At 61.2% G+C, this 18,253-nt stretch carries 13 protein-coding genes; 10 read left to right on the forward strand and 3 right to left on the reverse strand.

Annotation, left to right across the window (positions count from 1 at the left end):
- The first annotated feature begins 15 nt into the window (after positions 1–15).
- The 10 genes from LGM71_RS01585 to LGM71_RS01630 all read left to right on the forward strand — a co-directional run bounded on the left by LGM71_RS01585 (position 16) and on the right by LGM71_RS01630 (position 14,871).
- Positions 16–3,018, forward strand: coding sequence for a glycosyltransferase (locus tag LGM71_RS01585; RefSeq protein WP_226113713.1), 3,003 nt, complete (start codon positions 16–18; stop codon positions 3,016–3,018).
- Positions 3,018–3,968: a glycosyltransferase family A protein gene (locus tag LGM71_RS01590; RefSeq protein WP_226113715.1), complete on the forward strand. Its 951-nt coding sequence runs from the start codon at positions 3,018–3,020 to the stop codon at positions 3,966–3,968. Before LGM71_RS01585 ends, LGM71_RS01590 begins: the two co-directional genes overlap by 1 nt.
- Before the next feature lie 123 nt (positions 3,969–4,091).
- Positions 4,092–5,297: a glycosyltransferase gene (locus tag LGM71_RS01595; RefSeq protein ID WP_226113717.1), complete on the forward strand. Its 1,206-nt coding sequence runs from the start codon at positions 4,092–4,094 to the stop codon at positions 5,295–5,297.
- A complete protein-coding gene (locus tag LGM71_RS01600; RefSeq protein ID WP_226113719.1) occupies positions 5,294–6,244 on the forward strand; it encodes an NAD-dependent epimerase/dehydratase family protein in 951 nt (316 codons plus the stop codon). The genes LGM71_RS01595 and LGM71_RS01600 overlap by 4 nt, the downstream gene beginning before the upstream one ends.
- A 20-nt stretch (positions 6,245–6,264) precedes the next feature.
- Positions 6,265–7,203: a glycosyltransferase family 2 protein gene (locus tag LGM71_RS01605; RefSeq protein WP_226113721.1), complete on the forward strand. Its 939-nt coding sequence runs from the start codon at positions 6,265–6,267 to the stop codon at positions 7,201–7,203.
- A 74-nt stretch (positions 7,204–7,277) separates the two neighbouring features.
- A complete protein-coding gene (locus LGM71_RS01610; protein WP_226113722.1) occupies positions 7,278–8,138 on the forward strand; it encodes a glycosyltransferase family 2 protein in 861 nt (286 codons plus the stop codon).
- Positions 8,135–9,100 (forward strand): UDP-glucose 4-epimerase family protein, encoded by a 966-nt coding sequence (locus tag LGM71_RS01615; protein ID WP_226113723.1) that lies wholly within the window; start codon positions 8,135–8,137, stop codon positions 9,098–9,100. The genes LGM71_RS01610 and LGM71_RS01615 overlap by 4 nt, the downstream gene beginning before the upstream one ends.
- 5 nt (positions 9,101–9,105) lie before the next feature.
- Entirely contained in the window at positions 9,106–10,122 is a 1,017-nt protein-coding gene (locus tag LGM71_RS01620; protein WP_226113725.1) for an MraY family glycosyltransferase, read from the forward strand.
- Between the two features lie 12 nt (positions 10,123–10,134).
- Complete coding sequence (locus LGM71_RS01625; protein WP_226113727.1) at positions 10,135–12,021, forward strand: polysaccharide biosynthesis protein; 1,887 nt, start codon at positions 10,135–10,137, stop codon at positions 12,019–12,021.
- A gap of 486 nt (positions 12,022–12,507) precedes the next feature.
- Positions 12,508–14,871 (forward strand): protease pro-enzyme activation domain-containing protein, encoded by a 2,364-nt coding sequence (locus LGM71_RS01630; RefSeq protein ID WP_226113729.1) that lies wholly within the window; start codon positions 12,508–12,510, stop codon positions 14,869–14,871.
- Positions 14,872–14,919: 48 nt separating this feature from the next.
- Here LGM71_RS01630 and LGM71_RS01635 read toward each other — a convergent pair whose 3' ends face one another.
- From LGM71_RS01635 to LGM71_RS01645, 3 genes are read right to left on the reverse strand one after another with little or no spacing between them, the layout of a single operon-like run.
- Positions 14,920–16,026, reverse strand: a complete 1,107-nt coding sequence (locus LGM71_RS01635; RefSeq protein ID WP_226113731.1) for an MraY family glycosyltransferase — start codon at positions 16,024–16,026, stop codon at positions 14,920–14,922.
- Between the two features lie 27 nt (positions 16,027–16,053).
- On the reverse strand, positions 16,054–17,076 hold the full coding sequence (galE, locus tag LGM71_RS01640) for a UDP-glucose 4-epimerase GalE (RefSeq protein ID WP_059605565.1): 1,023 nt from the start codon (positions 17,074–17,076) through the stop codon (positions 16,054–16,056).
- 15 nt (positions 17,077–17,091) lie between these two features.
- Complete coding sequence (locus LGM71_RS01645; protein ID WP_226113733.1) at positions 17,092–18,228, reverse strand: glycosyltransferase family 4 protein; 1,137 nt, start codon at positions 18,226–18,228, stop codon at positions 17,092–17,094.
- Positions 18,229–18,253: the final 25 nt, after the last annotated feature.

The raw sequence follows: 18,253 nt of genomic DNA on the forward strand, positions 1-18,253 counted from the left end.
GTAAAGATGAGAATGATGAGTAAGATCGATTTCGAAGCGGTTCCGTTGATGGAAGCGCCTGTTGCGGATGTCGACGTTGATTGCAGGAACGCGACGTCGGAGCGCAACTTCGCTTGTTTGGGCGCGGCGCGTGCGCTGAACGAAATTTACGAAGACGCGCCGGAAACGCGGGTCGTCTGGCAGCCCGATGTGTATTGGGAAGCGTCGCAGATCGCGGAGCGGATGGCAGTTACGACCGTGATCGATGTCGGCTGCGGGAATGGCGAGAAGCTTGCCCACTATTTTCCCGAAGAGCGGTTCCGTACGGTCGGACTCGATTTCCAGGGTTCCCTGTCGCTCGTGCGTGCGGCGTTTCCCGAGCGTCGCTGGATCGAATGTGACCTGACCTCGCAGGATGATCTGGCGCGTGCGGCAGATACGCTTGCGGTCGATGGGCCGGCGCTGTTCATCCTGTCGGACGTTATCGAGCATCTGGCGGATCCGTTGCCGCTGCTGGCGTGGTTGCGCAGTTTTCTGCTGAAAAACCCGCAGAATCGTCTCGTCATATCGACTCCGGATCGGTTGCAACAGGGCTATGCCGACGAAAACGGCAAGCCGGCAAACGACGCTCACCTGCGTGAATGGTCTCTCGACGAACTGTCGTGCTTCCTCGCATCGTCCGGATTCGAGATCGTCCGGCGCGGCATGACGCGCATGAACCAGTTTGATCCCGGTTTTTCGACAATTCTCTTCGAGCTAGCCTGTACGCGTGAAGGGTACCTGTCGTTTCTCAAGCAAGCAGGGCTGATTTATCACGACGCATTGCCGCGGCACCTGCTGGTCACGACCGAGTACGCCGGGCTGCACAGCACGGGTGGAATCGGAACGTTTGTAGCCGAACAACGCCTCACATATGGCAGCGATGTGACGCTTTGCCTGTTTGCGGGTGCGGTGGCGGACATCGACGCGCAGCTCATTCGGCAACTCGCGCTCGTTACCCCGGCCGTTTTGCTCGATGAGGCCGATATCGAGCTGCTTCCACTTGAAGACCGGATCCTGCGCGCGGTTCAGCAGCTGCTTTTCTACTTTCCTGACCTGGACTCGATCCAGTACGGCGACTATCAGGGCATCGGATGTCGAATCGCTCAGGCGAAGCGTGCCGGTATGCTGCCGCAGAGCGTCGAGGTCATCGTGCATTGCCACGGTGTAACGCACTATCTCGAGAACGCGCACGAAAGTTGGTTCGGTACGTCGCATGTCGGGGTGGCGGAAAGGGAGAAGATCTCCGTAGAAAAGGCGGATCGCGTCGTATTCCCGACGGAATTCCTGCGCGACCTCTATGACGAAACCGGATTCCTGATTGCTCCCGAGCGCATCACGATGCTGCGCTATCCGTACCATGCTCCGGTCGCCGAGCAGAAGCCAGCCGAGCGAATCGATACGCTGGTCTTCTTTGGCAAGCGTTCGACCATGAAAGGGTATGGGCTCTTCCTGCAAGCACTTGCCCGCGATGACGCAGGCTTGTGGAAAGGGCTTGGGATTCGGACTATTACGATCATCGGTCCGAACGTCGATCACAGCGCTGAAAACGCCGTGTTGCTCGACTCGTTGAAGCGCGAGTACAACGTCGAGGAGTTCACGAACCTGGATCGTTCCGCCGCCATGGAGGCGATCCATCGGCGCGCCCCGCGTTCCATTTGCGTGATGCCGTATCTCGCCGACAATCATCCGCTTGCGTTGCTGGACGTGACGTATTCGACCGCACTCCCGTGCATGGTCCGTGCCGGTGGAGTGGCGGACCTGATTCCGGCGGAGTACCGCAAGGCGTTGATGAGCGCGCCGGACGATACGGCACTGCGTAACGTCATGATCGACCTTATCGAGATGCCGATTGTCGAACGGGGACGTCTGCAGGGCGATTTCCTGCGCGCGATGCTCGACAAGCAGAACCAGATCAACGAGAGCGTCAAGGCATTTCCTTCGACGCGGGCGGTTGCGCCGCGGGGGCCGGAGACAGGTCGGGCCACCATCATCGTGCCGGTGTTCAACACGCCGATTCCGTATCTTGAAGATCTTGCGTACGCGCTGAACCGGCAGACGGTCATTCCGGAAGAGGTCATCTTCGTCGACGACGCCTCCCATGGAGACTATCACTCCCGGCTTGCGGAAGCGCTCGAGACGGCGCTGCACGTTCCGTACCGGCTCTTGCGTCACCGCGAGAACAAGGGGCTGGCGGGCGCGCGCAATACCGGTCTTGCCGCCGCCAAGTCGAAATATGTGATCAACGTCGATTCCGACGACGTGCCGTTGAACGATTTCGTGCGCGATATCACGCGTGCGCTGGAATCGGACGATGACGTTGTCGCTGCAACTCCTTATCTGCAGGCGTTTGACGACGAGCCGGATTTCAATCGTGCGCGCAAGGGCGGATACGTTTATCGGCCGCTTGGCGACGGCGTCATCGCATCGCAGCTGGACAATCTGCTCGGCCATGCCAATTCGGGCTTCAAGCGTGAGGCCTTGCTTGAATATGGCGGATGGGACGCGACGTCGAAGTCGATGTGGGAAGACTGGGCGCTGTATCTCAAGATCACGTCCAGTGGAAAAAAGATTGCCGTCATACCCAAGGCAGGTTGCCTGTATCGGGTACGTTCATCGTCGATGCTGAGGACGTATCGAACCTGGCCGGCGATGTGCCGTTTGGCCCGCAACATGAACGGCCTGCCGCGCTTCGAGAATTTCCGGCTGCAGGCGATGATGCGGTATCTGCGTGAAACCGAGGCGTCGCAGAGCGCATTGCAGGCGCAAATCACCGGTTTGAATGGCCATATCGCTTCGCTGGAGGCGCTGGCCGCCGCGCAGCAGAAGCAGCTCGATCGCGCATCGATGCGGGCGGTGCGGCGTGCTGCCGATGGTATCGCGCGTTATCAGGTGCTGTATGCCTTATTGCGTCGAGGCGGTTTGCTCGGCTGGAAGGCTGCCCGGTATCTCGCTCGCCAGAAGCGGCAATGGCGCGCTGACAAAAGGCAGGATTTCTGATGAAGGCAACCGTTCTGATCCCCACCAAGAACGCCGGGCCACTGTTCCGGGAGGTGTTGGAGCGTTTGCTCGAACAGCGCGTGCCCTGGCCGTTCGAGATTCTGGTGATCGATTCCGGATCGAAAGACGAGACCGTGGCGCTGTGCCGGTCATATCCTGACATTCGGCTCGTTCAAATCGAACCGCACGAATTCGGCCACGGCAAGACGCGTAATCAGGGAATTCGGCTTGCAAACGGTGAATTCGTCGCAGTCATCACGCAGGATGCGTTGCCCGTTGATGAACACTGGCTCGCGAACTTGGTGTCGGCGTGCGAGCAACGGGACGATATTGCCGGGGCATTCGGACGTCATTTGCCGTATATGAGTGCCAGTCCCTTCGTCAAGCGCGATCTGCAGTTGCACTTCGATGGCTTCGCGCGGCACGACGCGATCGTCAAACTGGATGACCCGGAACGCTACAAGCGCGAAGCCGGGTACCGTCAGTTCCTGCACTTCTTCTCGGACAACAACGCATGTGTCCGAAAATCGGTGTGGGAGCGCATCCCATATCCGGATGTCGATTTCGCGGAAGACCAGATCTGGGCGCAGAAAGTGATCGAAGCCGGCTACGCGAAGGCTTATAGCGATGCGGCGGCGGTGTATCACAGTCACGATTTCGGCGTGGTGGAGACCCTGCGCCGCAGCTTTGATGAATCACGGGCGTTCCGTCGCCTGTTTGGCTACCGCCTTTGTCCGTCACTGATGCAGATGCTGTTGATGGCTGGCCGGACGACGCAGCGCGACTGGCAATACTGTCTGACGCATCGCGATACCCCCTTGCGCTTCCTCGTGGTGGCTCCGTTGTTGAATTTCGCGAAGCAGGCCGGCTACTACCTTGGAGGCGAGTGGGGCGAACATTCGATGGTAGGGAGGCTATCGCTGGATCGAAAGAAGAGAGTCGGATTGTGATGACAGCGGAACTGATTTGTGATGATTAGGCAAACGATTCAACATTTGATTCTCATTCGCAGAAAGTTGGGCTGGCGCCAGTTTCTGGGTTTTCTGGCGATACGGATCGCCAGGAACTTGTGCATGCTCGTTTTTCGTCCGCGTCGCTTCCTTGCCCGTATGCGCGGGCGTATGCAGGGACAGGGCACGATGGTGCCCGATATTGTTCGCCACTACCAATTCGTGCTGGCGCAGCCGGCGAGCGGCACGTCGGCCGGCATCATCCCCCTTCGCACGGTAAATTGGGTGATCCCGGATTTCGGCATCGGATCCGGCGGACATCTGAACATCTTTCGCTTTGCACTCGCGTTGGAGCGGGCCGGCTTCACCTGTACGATCGTGATCGATGGATCGAGCCAGTTTGCATCGGGGCATGATGCGCGGGAGAGCATCCGGCGTCATTTTGTCCCGTTGAACGCGCAGGTCGTGATCGGCGCGGGCAACATGCCGCCGGCTGAGTTCACGTTTGCGACGAGTTGGCATACCGCCTATTCGGTACGTGCATTCAGCGACACCCGGCATCGTTGCTATTTCGTGCAGGACTTCGAACCGTATTTCTATGCGCACGGCAGCGAGTACATATTTGCCGAGAATACTTACAAATGGGGGCTGACCGGAATCACGGCGGGGAACTGGCTGGCTGAGAAGCTCGGAAAGGAGTACGGAATGCGTGCGTATCCATTCGGTTTCTCGTACGACAAGGCGCTATACGCGAACGACGGCGCTCCCCGTCCGGCGGACGATCGGCGGCGCGTGTTCTTTTATGCGCGTCCTCCGACCGCCCGGCGTGCCTTCGAACTGGGTGTCCTGGTGCTGGCCGAAGTGGCTGCCCGACACCCCGAGGTTGAAATCGTGATGGCGGGCTGGGACTTGTCCGGCTATTCCATGCCGTTCAATTTCCGCGATGCCGGAATCCTGAGTCTCGACGCGTTGCCGGCGCTGTTTCGATCGTGTGACGTCGCCCTGGTGCTGTCTTACTCGAACGCGTCCTTGCTGCCGCTGGAATTGATGGCGTGCGGGTGCGTCGTCGTGAGCAACGACGGGCCCCACGTCGAATGGTTGCTGAACGACAAAGTCGCAAAACTGGTGGAGTCCGATGTCGGTGCGATGGCGGACGCAATTTGCGAACTACTGGAAGACACCCATCAGCGGGAGCAGTTCAAGGAGGCCGGCCTTGAGTTTTGCCTGCAAACCGATTGGGAGCGGGAAGGCCGCCTGGTGAGCGAGTATTTGACGCAGCTGGCGGAGAACCAACATACAGAGAATGGCCAAGCGAGGAAACCGCTATGAACGTACTGGTATTGGGCGGGGAAGGATTTATTGGTTCTCATCTCGTCGAGGCTCTGGTCGCGACCGGTCATCGCGTCTCTCTTTTCGATCGTGACCGGGGGCCGCTATTGCCCGAGTCGGTGCGAGCGTCGGTACGTACGGCATACGGTGACTTTTGCGATACCGAGAAGCTCATGCCCGTGCTCGATTCGGTGGATGTCGTCTACCACCTCATTTCGACGACACTGCCGAAGTCGTCGAACGAGTCGCCGTTATTCGACGTGACGTCCAATGTATGCGGAACGCTGAATATGCTCGAGAAGGCACGAGCAAGCGGCGTGCGCAAGGTGGTATTCGTCTCGTCGGGTGGAACCGTGTACGGCATTCCGCAGTCGCTGCCGCTTTCGGAGGCACACCCGACCGAACCGATCTGCTCTTATGGCATCACGAAGCTGGCCGTCGAGAAGTATCTGCATCTGTTCCATACCCTTTATGGTCTCGATTATGCGGTGCTGCGCGTCTCGAATCCGTATGGCGATCGGCAGCAAGCCGGGCGTGGGCAGGGAGTCATCGGGACGTTCGTGAATCGAATCGTGAACGGAAATCCGATCGAGATTTGGGGCGACGGCGAAGTGATTCGCGACTATATCCATGTGTCGGACGTGATCGCGGCATTGTTGCGTAGCGCGGACGATACGGGCGCCGATAAGATTTTCAATATCGGCTCGGGTGTCGGTCACAGCCTGAAGCAGATACTTTCGTGCCTGCATGAAATTACCGGCGTTCTACCCGATGTCCGTTGGTCGGAGCAGCGCAGCTTCGACGTACCCAAAAATGTGCTCGACATCGCACGAGCCACGCGTTCGCTCGCCTGGTCGCCCCGCGTGGCGCTGATCGACGGCATCCGATCGGTCTACGAATCGGCGGTCGCGTCCCGGGGTGCGGCCTCCACGCAGTTTTCGCGTTGATCTCCAGTACTCGCGACAACATGACAGTCGGTCAACCGGCGCGGCCGGGGGTCGCCGCCGTCGTCGTCACATTCAACCCTGTGCTCCCAACACTGGAAGCCCAGTTGACGTCATTGCGTCCGCAGGTCTCGCGAATCGTCCTGGTCGACAACGGCTCCGACGCCTCAGCGCTCGCATCGGTGGCGGAACTGGGCCGGCGTCTCGATTGCGACATGATTCCGCTCGGCAGGAACGCCGGCATCGGGGCCGCGCAGAATCGTGGTATCGAGCACGCACTGGCGAGGCATGCGGACTACGTATTGCTGATGGATCACGACAGTGTGCCGTTTGAATGCATGGTGGACGCCTTGGTCGAGGCGGACCGCGCGCTGCGTGCGCGCGGCGTCAACGTCGCCGCGGTTGGTCCCGTGACGGTAGACAAGCGCAACGATGTCGAGGGGCAGTTCGTCAAACTCGAGGGCTGGTCGGTGAAGCGCCTCGCTTGTGAAAACCAGGACGACGTCGTCGAGGCGGATTTCCTGATTGCCTCGGGCACACTGATTCATGCCGCGGTACTGGCCGACGTCGGAATGATGAAGGAGGGTATGTTCATCGATCACGTGGATACCGACTGGTGCTTTCGTGCGCGTGATCGAGGAGGCCGGCTCTTCGGCGTAGGCCGTGCGCGTTTGTCCCACGAGCTGGGCGACAGTGCTCGGCGTGTCTGGCTCGGACGGTGGCGTCATGTATTCGTTCATTCGCCTACCCGCGACTACTACGTATTTCGGAATACCATCCTCATGATGCGCGGTACGCCGATGCCGCTCGCGTGGAAATTGCACTTTCTTTATCGCCTCTGCCAGTTTCTCGTCTTTTTCGGCCTTGGCGTCTCCCCGAGGTTGCAGCGATTGAGGTGCATGATGTTCGGGTTCGCTCATGGGCTCGTCGGCCGAACAGGCTGCAAACCCTCCGATGTCTGATGCTTCATTGCAGGCGCCGACGTGCGTTGCCGCATATCCGCGCTGTTTGAGTTGCCATGCAGGGAACCCCACGCGTGAAACAAACGCAAGATGACGTGCGCCTGCTGCAGGCTGGCAGCGAAGCTGAACTGTCCGTCTCCATCGTGCTCTACCGGCCGGACGAGGCGAGGCTCGTCGCGACACTCGAAAGCCTGCGTCGAGCCATTTGCGGCTTGCGCGAGGGGGTACGGCCAATTCGGGGGCATGTCGTGCTGGTGGACAACGGCGGCTCGCCGGTGCTGGATCAGATGCTGGCGGCGTTGCGCGAGCAGGGTATTGCCTGCACGGTACGTGCCGGTCACGGTAACGTCGGATACGGGCGAGGACACAACCTCGCAGTCGAAAGCATATCGAGTGCGTACCATTTGATCCTGAATCCCGATATCGATCTCGATCCGATGTCGCTCGAGCGCGCGCTTGCCTTTCTCGATGCGCATCCGGATGTGGGTCTGCTCACGCCCCTTATCGCGGATGAATTCGGACAGCTGCAATATCTGTGCCGCCGTCCTCCCACTGTTCCGGATCTGGCGATTCGCGGATTCTTGCCGCAATCGGTGCGTCGCCTGTTCGGCAAGCGCCTGGCTCGCTACGAAATGCGCGACCTCATCAACGATCACGACATCGTGTGGGATCCGCCTATCGTCAGCGGCTGCTTCATGCTGTTCAGGACCGAGGTCCTGAGGAAGCTCGACGGTTTCGACCCGCGCTACTTCCTGTATTTCGAGGACTACGACCTCAGCCTGCGCGCGCATGAAATTGCCCGCGTCGCGTATGTGCCGTCGGTCCGCGTGGTCCATCACGGCGGTGGAGCGTCCCGCATGGGCTTTGCACACATTCGCATGTTTGTCGCATCGGCTTTCAAGTTCTACAACCGCTTCGGCTGGAGGCTGTGGTGAGCCATCTCGTCGTTACCGGCGCAAACGGCTTCGTCGGCCGCGCGGTATGCCGCCGCGCGCTGGCGGCCGGGCATACCGTTACCGCACTGGTGAGGCGTTCGGGAGGATGCATCGGTGGCGTGCGCGAATGGGTGCACGGCGGTACCGATTTCGAGGGCCTCGATGAAGGGTGGCCAGCCGATCTGGCCGCCGACTGCGTGATCCATCTCGCCGCTCGCGTGCACGTGATGCGTGACGAGTCGCCCGATCCGGACGCCGCGTTCGACGCAACCAACGTTACCGGTACGCTGCGTCTCGCGGAAGCAGCGCGCCATCACGGCGTGCGCCGCATCGTGTACGCCAGCAGCATCAAGGCGATAGGCGAGAGCGATGGTGGGGTGCCGTTGTCTGAGGCAGCGAATCCCGATCCGCAGGACGCATACGGCCGTTCGAAGCTGCGCGCTGAGCGGCAACTTGCGCTGTTCGGTGCGGCGAACCAGCTCGACGTCGTGGTCGTTCGGCCTCCTCTGGTCTACGGTCCTGCGGTCCGCGCGAACTTCCTGCGAATGATGGATGCGGTCGCGCGCGGGATGCCGCTGCCGCTCGGTGCCATCGCGGCGCGCCGCAGCATCGTCTACGTCGAGAACCTTGCCGACGCGCTGCTGCAATGCGCCATCGATCCGCGTGCGGCCGGCGAATGCTTCCACGTCGCCGACGACGACGCACCATCGGTCACGGACCTGCTGCGTGTTGTCGGCGACGCGCTCGGCAAGCCGGCGCGCCTGATCGCCGTGCCCTCCGTCGTGCTGCGTGCGCTCGGCGCGCTGACCGGCCGCAAAGCAGCAGTCGCGCGCTTGACCGGCAGCCTGCAGCTCGATACGGGACGGATCACCCGCGTGCTCGGCTGGCATCCGCCTCATACGACACGAGAGGGCCTCGAAGCGACTGCAGCATGGTATCGTTCGCGCGATACACAACAATAGCCGACATGCATTTCCCGATATCCACGTGGCCTGGTGTGATCGCGGTGGCGCTGGTCGCCGCCGTCGCGTCGACGGCGATCTTGCGCGTACTGCTCGCGACCGGCCTCGCATGGCGCCTCGCCACGGACATTCCGAACAATCGTTCGCTCCATACGCTGCCGACGCCGCGCGTCGGCGGATGGGGCATCGTGCCCGTGTGCGTTGTCGCGCTGATGGCGCTTGCGCCCGCGTTGTGGCTGATCGCTGCGGCTGCGGCCGGGCTGGCCGCGATGTCGCAAATCGACGATCGGCGCGGGTTGCCGGCCCGCGTGCGCTTCTCGGCTCACCTTGCGGCAGTGGTTGTGCTGATCGTCTCCTATCCAGCCGCGGCGCCCTGGTGGCTGCTCGCCGGCGTCGGCTTCGTGATGGTCTGGCTAACGAACCTGTATAACTTCATGGACGGTGCCGACGGCCTCGCGGGCGGTATGGCCCTGTTCGGCTTCGGGGCATACGCGATCGCGGCGCTGACCAGTGCGAAGCCGTCGCCGGAACTCGCCGTGGCTGGCGCGGGGATAGCCGGTGCGGCGTTCGGCTTCCTGTTGTTCAACTTCCATCCGGCCCGCCTGTTTCTCGGCGACGCAGGCTCGATTCCGCTGGGATTCCTGGCCGGGGCGCTCGGTTACTGGGGATGGCGTGCCGGTATCTGGCCGATCTGGTTTCCGGCACTGGTGTTCGCGCCCTTTATCGCTGATGCATCTGTAACACTTTTGAGGCGTCTGTTACGTGGAGAAAAGTTCTGGCAGGCCCATCGAGAGCATTATTATCAAAGGATGGTCCGCTCGGGCGTAGGTCACCGCCGAACTGCGCTTTGTTGGTACCTCATCATGCTCGCGGGCATAATCGTCGCCGTGTGGGCAAAGGGCCGCCCTGAACAGCAGCAATGGCTGTTGTTTTTCGCATGGTATGGCGTCCTCGCATGTCTCGGATTGGTGATCGACGTGCGCTGGCGCCGGTTTCAGTCTGCCGCCGAAAACAACTCTTGAGGTTTCCTGCCGATGTTGCGATCCAAAGCATCATGGCTTTCGCTGAGCGCTTTCTTGTTTGACCTGACGGCGGTCACCGCCGCGTGGTTGTTCGCCTATCTCGTCCGATTCAACGGAAGCGTTCCGTTCGATTTCATGAGCGGCGCGCTGACGGCGCTCGTCTGGGTGCTCCCCGTCTACGCGTTGATGTTCCACGTGTTCGGCCTGTATCGCGGCCTGTGGGTGTTCGCGAGCCTCCCTGACCTTGTGCGCATCTCGAAGGCGGTGAGCGGCGGCGGCGTGATCGTGATGATCGGCGCCGTGATGTTCCAGCCGTCGCCGATTATCCCGCGCTCGGTACTGCTCGTGTCGCCATTGATGTTGTTCCTCGCGATGGGCGGCGCCCGCGCGCTGTACCGAGCAACGAAGGAGTTCTACCTGTACGGCGGGCTGGTCGGGCAGGGCAAGCCTGTGCTCGTGCTCGGCGCCGGCACGGCCGGCGCGAGCCTCGCGCGCGAACTGTCGCGTTCGGGGGAATGGCGTCTGGTGGGCCTCCTCGACGACGATCCGACCAAGCAGGGGCGCGAGATCTACGGCTACAAGGTGCTCGGCTCGTTCAACGACCTGAAGCACTGGACCGACGCGATGAAGGTCGAATACGCGATTATCGCGATTCCATCCGCGTCCGTTGAAACGCAGCGTCGCGTCGCGACGCTGTGCGTGCGTGCCGGTGTGAAGGCGATGGTGCTGCCTTCGCTGACCGCATTGATGCCGGGCCAGGGGTTCCTGTCGCAGGTGCGCAATATCGACCTCGAGGACCTTCTGGGCCGCGATGCGGTGACGATCGACACGCCGCACGTCGAGGCGCTGCTGCGCGGCCGCGTCGTGATGGTAACCGGCGCGGGCGGTTCGATCGGTTCCGAGCTGTGCCGGCAGATCCTCCGCTTCAAGCCGGCGCAACTGGTTGCGTTCGATCTCTCCGAATATGCGATGTATCGACTCGCCGAGGAATTGCGGGAACGCTTCCCCGACCAGCCGGTGATACCGATCATCGGCGACGCAAAGGATTCGCTGCTGCTCGACCAGGTGATGTCGCGCTACGCCCCGCATATCGTGTTCCATGCGGCGGCGTACAAGCACGTGCCGCTGATGGAAGAGCACAACGCATGGCAGGCGCTGCGCAACAACGTGCTGGGTACCTACCGCGTCGCGCGTTCGGCGATCCGCCACGACGTGCGCCATTTCGTACTTATCTCGACCGACAAGGCCGTCAATCCGACCAACGTGATGGGTGCGAGCAAGCGTCTCGCCGAGATGGCCTGCCAAGCGCTGCAACAGACGAGCGCGCGCACGCAGTTCGAGACGGTGCGTTTCGGCAACGTACTCGGTAGCGCAGGTAGCGTGATTCCGAAGTTCCAGCAGCAGATCGCGAAGGGCGGCCCGGTGACGGTCACCCATCCGGAGATCACGCGCTTTTTCATGACCATTCCGGAGGCGTCGCAACTCGTGCTGCAAGCGTCGAGCATGGGGCGCGGCGGCGAGATTTTCATCCTCGACATGGGTGAGCCGGTCAAGATCGTCGATCTCGCGCGCGATCTGATTCGCTTGTACGGATTCTCGGAAGGGCAGATCCGGATCGAATTCACGGGACTGCGGCCAGGCGAGAAGCTCTACGAGGAACTGCTCGCGGACGACGAGACCACCACGCGCACGCCGCATCCGAAACTACGGATCGCACGTGCGCGGGAAGTGCCGGACCATCTGCTCGACGAGTTGTTGCCGTGGCTGATGCAGCACCGCGTGCTCACCGATGACGAAGTGCGGCGCGATCTCCGGCGCTGGGTGCCTGAATATCAGACGGCTGTGGCGCCGGTGTTGCAGAGTGTGCCAAGGCGTGTGGTGTCGGGTGAATCGGCTTGATACGATCGCGCTAATCAAACCTGTAGGTTATGGAACTGTGCCGTTCAGTAAGTTGCTGAACGGCTTTTTTGTTGGTGGGTAGCAGCAGGCAAGTGATGTTGGGTGATGTACGTTGGCGCATGTTGCAAGCTTCGAAAATAATTTGAGGATATATTAAGTTCGATATAAGTCGTAATGTTGGTGGATCCTTGTGCTTGCATTCGGTTTAAGAAATTAATGTGAAAATATTGCCCTCATCACGCGTCTGGATTTAACAATTAATTAATCTTGAAGAAGCCGAGTTGAGGTGATTGACTATTGGCATGCTCCTGCGTATGTTTGGCGACGGGGCAGAACTTGATTGGCTGGGGTAATCGCGTTCGCTCTTGCTTCCTTTCTTCATATGTCGGACATGTCGCGGACCAACGAAAAGCCGCGATTGCTGACGCGCTGTTGTGGTAGAGGGGAAACCGTAAGAAATTTAATAAATAAATTGAGACCAATCCAATGAAAACCGGGCATATTGCACGATCTTTGATCGGGGCGCTTGCAGCGTTGGCGCTTGGTGGTTGCGGGGATGGCGATAATTCAGCTGCGGCTACGGCGCAGGCTTACAAGTTATCAACACTGCGGGCCTCGGGAAATGTTGTGGGCTCGACGCCGTTGAGCGCTACCGCACCCGTTCACGTTGCGTTGGTTCTGAAGCTGAATAACGAAGCCGAGCTCGACGATTTTTTACGGAGAGCAAGGACGCCAGGCAATGCCAGCTTCGGAGCCGTGCTTAGCTCGGCGCAAGTCGCGGCCAGATACGCACCTACTACCGGGCAGGTCTCCGCCGTGAAAGCCTATTTGCAAAATAATGGCTTCACGAACATCACGGTGGCTGGCAACAATATGCTTGTCGAAGCCGATGCGCCAGCCAATGTGGTTTCCGACGCGTTCCGGACGACATTGGTATCGGTCGCAATGGCCGACGGAAGTCAAACGCATATCAATACTACCGCCGAGACGGTGCCCAGTGCCATCAGCGGCATTGTTCGGTCCGTTCTGGGTTTGGATACCGCAACCCGCTTGCGCACACACGGCATCCGGGCTTCAGTCTCGACAAGCGGTCCTACGGCGAGCGAGTCGCCGACAACTGCGGCAGTAGCGGCAGGGCATTACCCCACGGCCTTTCCCGCCATCTACTCCGTGGGCAACACGCCGGCGGCAGGCAACATCACCGTGGGCATCATTGCCGAAGGAAATCTATCGCAACCTCTTGCTGATCTGACTACATTCACAAATAACAACCGGTTGCCCGCTGTACCCGTTTCGGTAATCAATGCAGGAACGCCAAGTCCCGATACGAGCGCGAACGCGGAATGGTCGCTCGATAGCCAAAGCATTGTCGGTATGTCAGGTGGCGTGAGGCAACTCAATTTCTATGTTGCGTCATCCTTCGCATGGAGCGATATGGCCAGCGCCATCAATCGGGCGGTGTCGGACAATACTGCTCGGGTTATTAACATGTCGATTGGCGGATGCGAGAGCTTCGCGCCTACTGCGTCCATCGATCAGATGCTCAAACTCGCCGTAGCGCAAGGGCAGACGTTTTCGGTGAGCACTGGCGATTCAGGCAGCGTTGCATACGGTTGCTCGGGAACCTCAGTGGAATATCCTGCTAGTTCGCCGTACGTCGCCGCCTTGGGTGGCACAACGCTGTACACGAACGCGGACGGAAGCTATGCCGGCGAGACGGCATGGAACTCGGGTGGCGGCGGCATCAGCGTCGTGGAACCTATTCCGTCGTGGCAGTCGAACGTACCTCCGCTCAATGGGCGAGCCAATCGCGGCACGCCAGACATTGCGTTTGATGCTGATCCTAATAGTGGTGCGCTGATCATTGTAGGGGGGCAGACCCAGCAATGGGGCGGGACGAGTCTGGCCGCGCCGTTGTTTGCCGCGACGTGGGCGCGCATCCTCTCCGGCAGTTGCGCGGCGAATCCGGGAATCGCACCGCCGGCCTTGTATGGATTTCAAGCGACGACGCCGTCCATTTTCCGCGATATCTCCAGCGGTTCGAACGGTGCATATAGTGCTGGTCCAGGCTGGGACTTTGTGACCGGTTGGGGCACGCCGAACGTCAGCATATTGCATTCTGCGATTTGCGTTCCCACGACGCCGATCTACGGCGGCAATCTTAACGAAGGAACAACGCTGAGCCCGGGCCAAATACTATATTCAGCCTCCAGAAACCATGAACTCGTCATGCAATATGACGGTAACCTCGTGCTTTACAACGTGGCTAACGGTGCTGCGATATGGAATTCGGGAACATCGGGAAATCCGGGGGCATATGCCGCTTTCCAGCTTGATGGAAACTTCGTTGTTTACGGAGCGGGCGGCAAGGCGCTGTGGTCCTCGTCGACCAACGGCACGCCTTATGATCAACATCTCGCCGTACAAGATGACGGCAACATGGTGATCTACGAGGCACATGTGCCTTTGTTTTCCACGGGGACCGCTACGACAGGCTATCCGAACTCTCCAAGCGGGCCTGCTGTCTGGAATGGCGGCACCACCCTCGTGAGCGGCCAGAATTTCGCTTCGGGCAACGGCGCGAATGTTCTGGTCATGCAGGGCGACGGCAATCTGGTGCTGCTTCGCCAGGGGGTTCCGCAATGGAATTCAGGGACTTCCAGTCATCCCGGTGCGTATGCGGCGATGCAGACCGATGGCAATCTAGTCGTCTACAGTTCGGCTGGCGCCGCGCTATGGAATTCTGGTACGAGTGGACATCCGGGGGCAGCAACTTACGTACAAGACGATGGTAACGTCGTGATCTATGCGCAAGTGCCGCACTGGAGTACCAACACTGCCGGAAGCTAGCGCTCTGTGGTTGACCGCGGCCAGCAGTAACACGCTGGCCGCCACCCCTCAATGCCCGCGCTTTTCCTTCCTCACCACCATCCACCTCGGCGCCCTGAACCTGACGATGCTGATATACAGCCAAACATAGGTCAGCGCGAACAGCACCACGAACACGAACAGGTGCACCGTGTGCCGCCAGAACAGCGTCGCCGGAATCACCGCGACGAGGCACAGCAGCCACAGATACGGCGACGTCAGCGAATTCCGGCGCGTAAGGTCATGCGCATGCTTCGTCCCGACGGCCCATCGCATCAGCCGCTTGTACACGAGCATGTGCAGGTGCACGCCGTCCGGAATCCCCGGCGACATCCCGCGGATGAACTTCTTCCGGTAGATCGAGAAGCAGGTCTCGAAGATCGGATACATGAACAGCAGTACCGGGTACCACGCCGACACCTCGTGATTGCGCATCACCAGCATGATCGCGAGCTCGGCGAGCATGAAGCCGATGAAATACGCGCCGCCGTCGCCGAGGAAGATCAGGCCGGCCGGGAAATTCCACAGGAAGAAGCCGAGCACGGCGCCCATCATGATGATCGATGCGGACATCACGACCGGGTCGTTGACGTGGAATGCGACGTAGGCGAGCGACGCGAACATCATGAAGCTGACCATCGACGCGAGGCCGTTGAAGCCGTCGATGATGTTGATCGCGTTGGCCAGTGCCGCGACGGCGAGCACCGTGATGAACGCCGAAATGGCCACGTAGTGGAGCAGGAAGTCGAGCGGCGGCACGCTGATGCGCGTGACCGCGATGTTCAGCAGCCAGAACGCCAGCGCGGCCGCGCCCATGGTGCACAGCAGCCGCGCGCGCGGCGACACGCGCTTGGTCAGGTCCTCGACGAGCCCGGACAGGAACGCCGGCAGCCCGCAGGCCACGATGCCGAGAATGCTGCCGGCGATCGTCGGATAGCGCCGGGTCAGGAGCAGCGCGGCAATGACGACGCCGGCGAGGATCCCGATGCCCCCGACGCGCGGCACCGGCCGCACGTGGAATTTCTGCACGCCGGCCAGGTCGCTGTCGATCGAGAATTTCTCGTGCAGATGCGCATAGCGCACGATGAACAGGGTGACGAGCAGGGAGACGATGAAGCCGGATGCGAAGCTGAGCATGGGATCGCTCGAAAAATGGACAGCGGATTATACAAAACCGCGGGGGTTCCCCTCCTGCCATTTCCAGTGGTCGGCGCACATCTCCTCGATCCCGAGCGTCGCGCGCCAGCCGATCAGGTCGGCGGCGGCCTGCGGATTCGCGTAGCACTCGGCGATGTCGCCGGGGCGGCGCGCGACGAGTTCGTACGGCACTGGGCGGCCCGATGCCTTCTCGAACGCGCGCACGACCTCCAGCACGCTGTAGCCCTGGCCCGTGCCGAGGTTGACGACGAAGCTCGCATCGCGCTTCGCGAGCGCGTCGAGCGCGGCGATGTGCCCCTTCGCGAGATCGACGACGTGGATGTAGTCGCGCACGCCGGTGCCGTCCGGCGTCGGGTAGTCGGAGCCGAACACGCGCAGCTTCTCGAGCTTGCCGACCGCCACCTGCGCGACGTACGGCATCAGGTTGTTCGGGATGCCGGCCGGATCCTCGCCGATCAGCCCGCTCGCATGCGCGCCGACCGGGTTGAAGTAGCGCAGCGTCGCGATGCGCCACGACGGGTCCGATACCTCGAGATCGCGAAGGATCTGCTCGGCGATCAGCTTCGACTGGCCGTATGGGTTGGTCGCGGACAGCGGGAACGATTCGTCGATCGGTGAGCGCTCCGGCACGCCGTATACGGTTGCGGATGAGCTGAACACGAATTGCTTGACATTCCGCTCGCGCATGACCTTCAGGACCGTCAGCAAGCCGCCGAGGTTGTTCTGGTAATACTCGAGCGGCTTCTCTACCGATTCGCCGACCGCCTTGAGCGCCGCGAAATGGATCGTGGCGGTGATCGGATGCGCGTCGAAGACTTTCATGAGCGCGGCTTCGTCACACACGTCGACCTGATGGAATGCCGGTGTCTTGCCGGTGATGCGTTCGATCCGGCGCACGGATTCGGCCTTGCTGTTGACGAGGTTGTCGACGATTACGACGTCATAGCCACTGTCGAGCAGCTCGACGGTTGTGTGCGAACCGATGTAACCCGCACCGCCGGTGACGAGGATGGTGCCTTTAGCGCTCATTGCTCATGTGCTCCTTCAGAATGTGATGCCTGTCAACGTATGAATGGTACGCCTGTAGCGATCGACGACTGTCTGCTCGTCGAATTCGGCTGCAACCTTGAGTCGACCGCGTGCACCCATTGCCGTGCGTCCTTCCGGCTGCAACGCGATCATGCGGATCAGCTGCTCGGCGAGGCTCGCGCTGTCGCGCACGCGGCACAGGAAGCCCGTTTCGCCATCGGCCACGACGTCGCGGCAGCCCGGCACGTCGGTCGCGACGATCGGGCGGCCCATCGCGGACGCTTCCATCAGCGTGCGCGGCACGCCCTCGCGGTACGACGGCAGCACGACGCAGTCGGCCGCCGCGATGTGCGGGCGCACGTCGTGCGCCTCGCCGAGATACTCGACGACGCCTTCGCCGACCCACGCGTCGACGTCCGCGCGGCCGATCGCGCTCGGATTGTCGACGCCGAGCGGCCCGAGCAACTGGAAGCGCACGTCCGGGTAGCGGGCCCGCACGACGCGCGCCGCCTCGACATATTCGCGCACGCCCTTGTCCCACAGCAGCCGGCCGATCAGGATGAACACCGGGCCACGGCCGGCGGGCAGCGGAACCGGTGCGAACTGTTCGAGGTCGACGCCTTCGCCGTGCAGCAGGCGCGCCCGGTCGGGGTGCGCAAGCAGTTGCTCGTCGGTGAAGGTCGCGAGGTCGTCGCGGTTCAGGAACCAGACTTCACGCGGAAAGCGGAACGCGAACCGGTACAGGCGCTTCGCGACACTGGCCGCGCGGCTTTTCTGGATGAACACGTAGCCGAGGCCTGTGGTGACCGCGATCGACGGCACGCGCGCGAGCCACGCCGCGATCGACCCGTAGATGTTCGGCTTGATCGTGTAATGGAACACGAGATCGGGCTTGAGCGCGCGGTAATGGCGCACCAGCGCGGCAAGCGTGCCGAGATCCTCGCGCGGGCTCGTGCCTTTCGACGCGACGGCGAGCGCGACGTAGCGGCAGCCCATCTGCTCGAGCAGCGGCACCGTGCGGTCGTGCGGCGCGATCACGATGACCTCGGCGCCGCGCGCGACGAGCGCACGGATCAGCCCGTGGCGGTACGTGTAGATCGCCCAGGCCGTGTTGCAGACGAGCGCGATGCGCAGCGAGGAGGTAGCGGACATGAAAAAAAAGAAAAAATAAAGCGTC

Origin of the sequence: Burkholderia sp. AU33545, assembly GCF_020419685.1 — a bacterium.
In the GTDB taxonomy this organism is placed as follows: Bacteria; Pseudomonadota; Gammaproteobacteria; order Burkholderiales; family Burkholderiaceae; genus Burkholderia; species Burkholderia diffusa.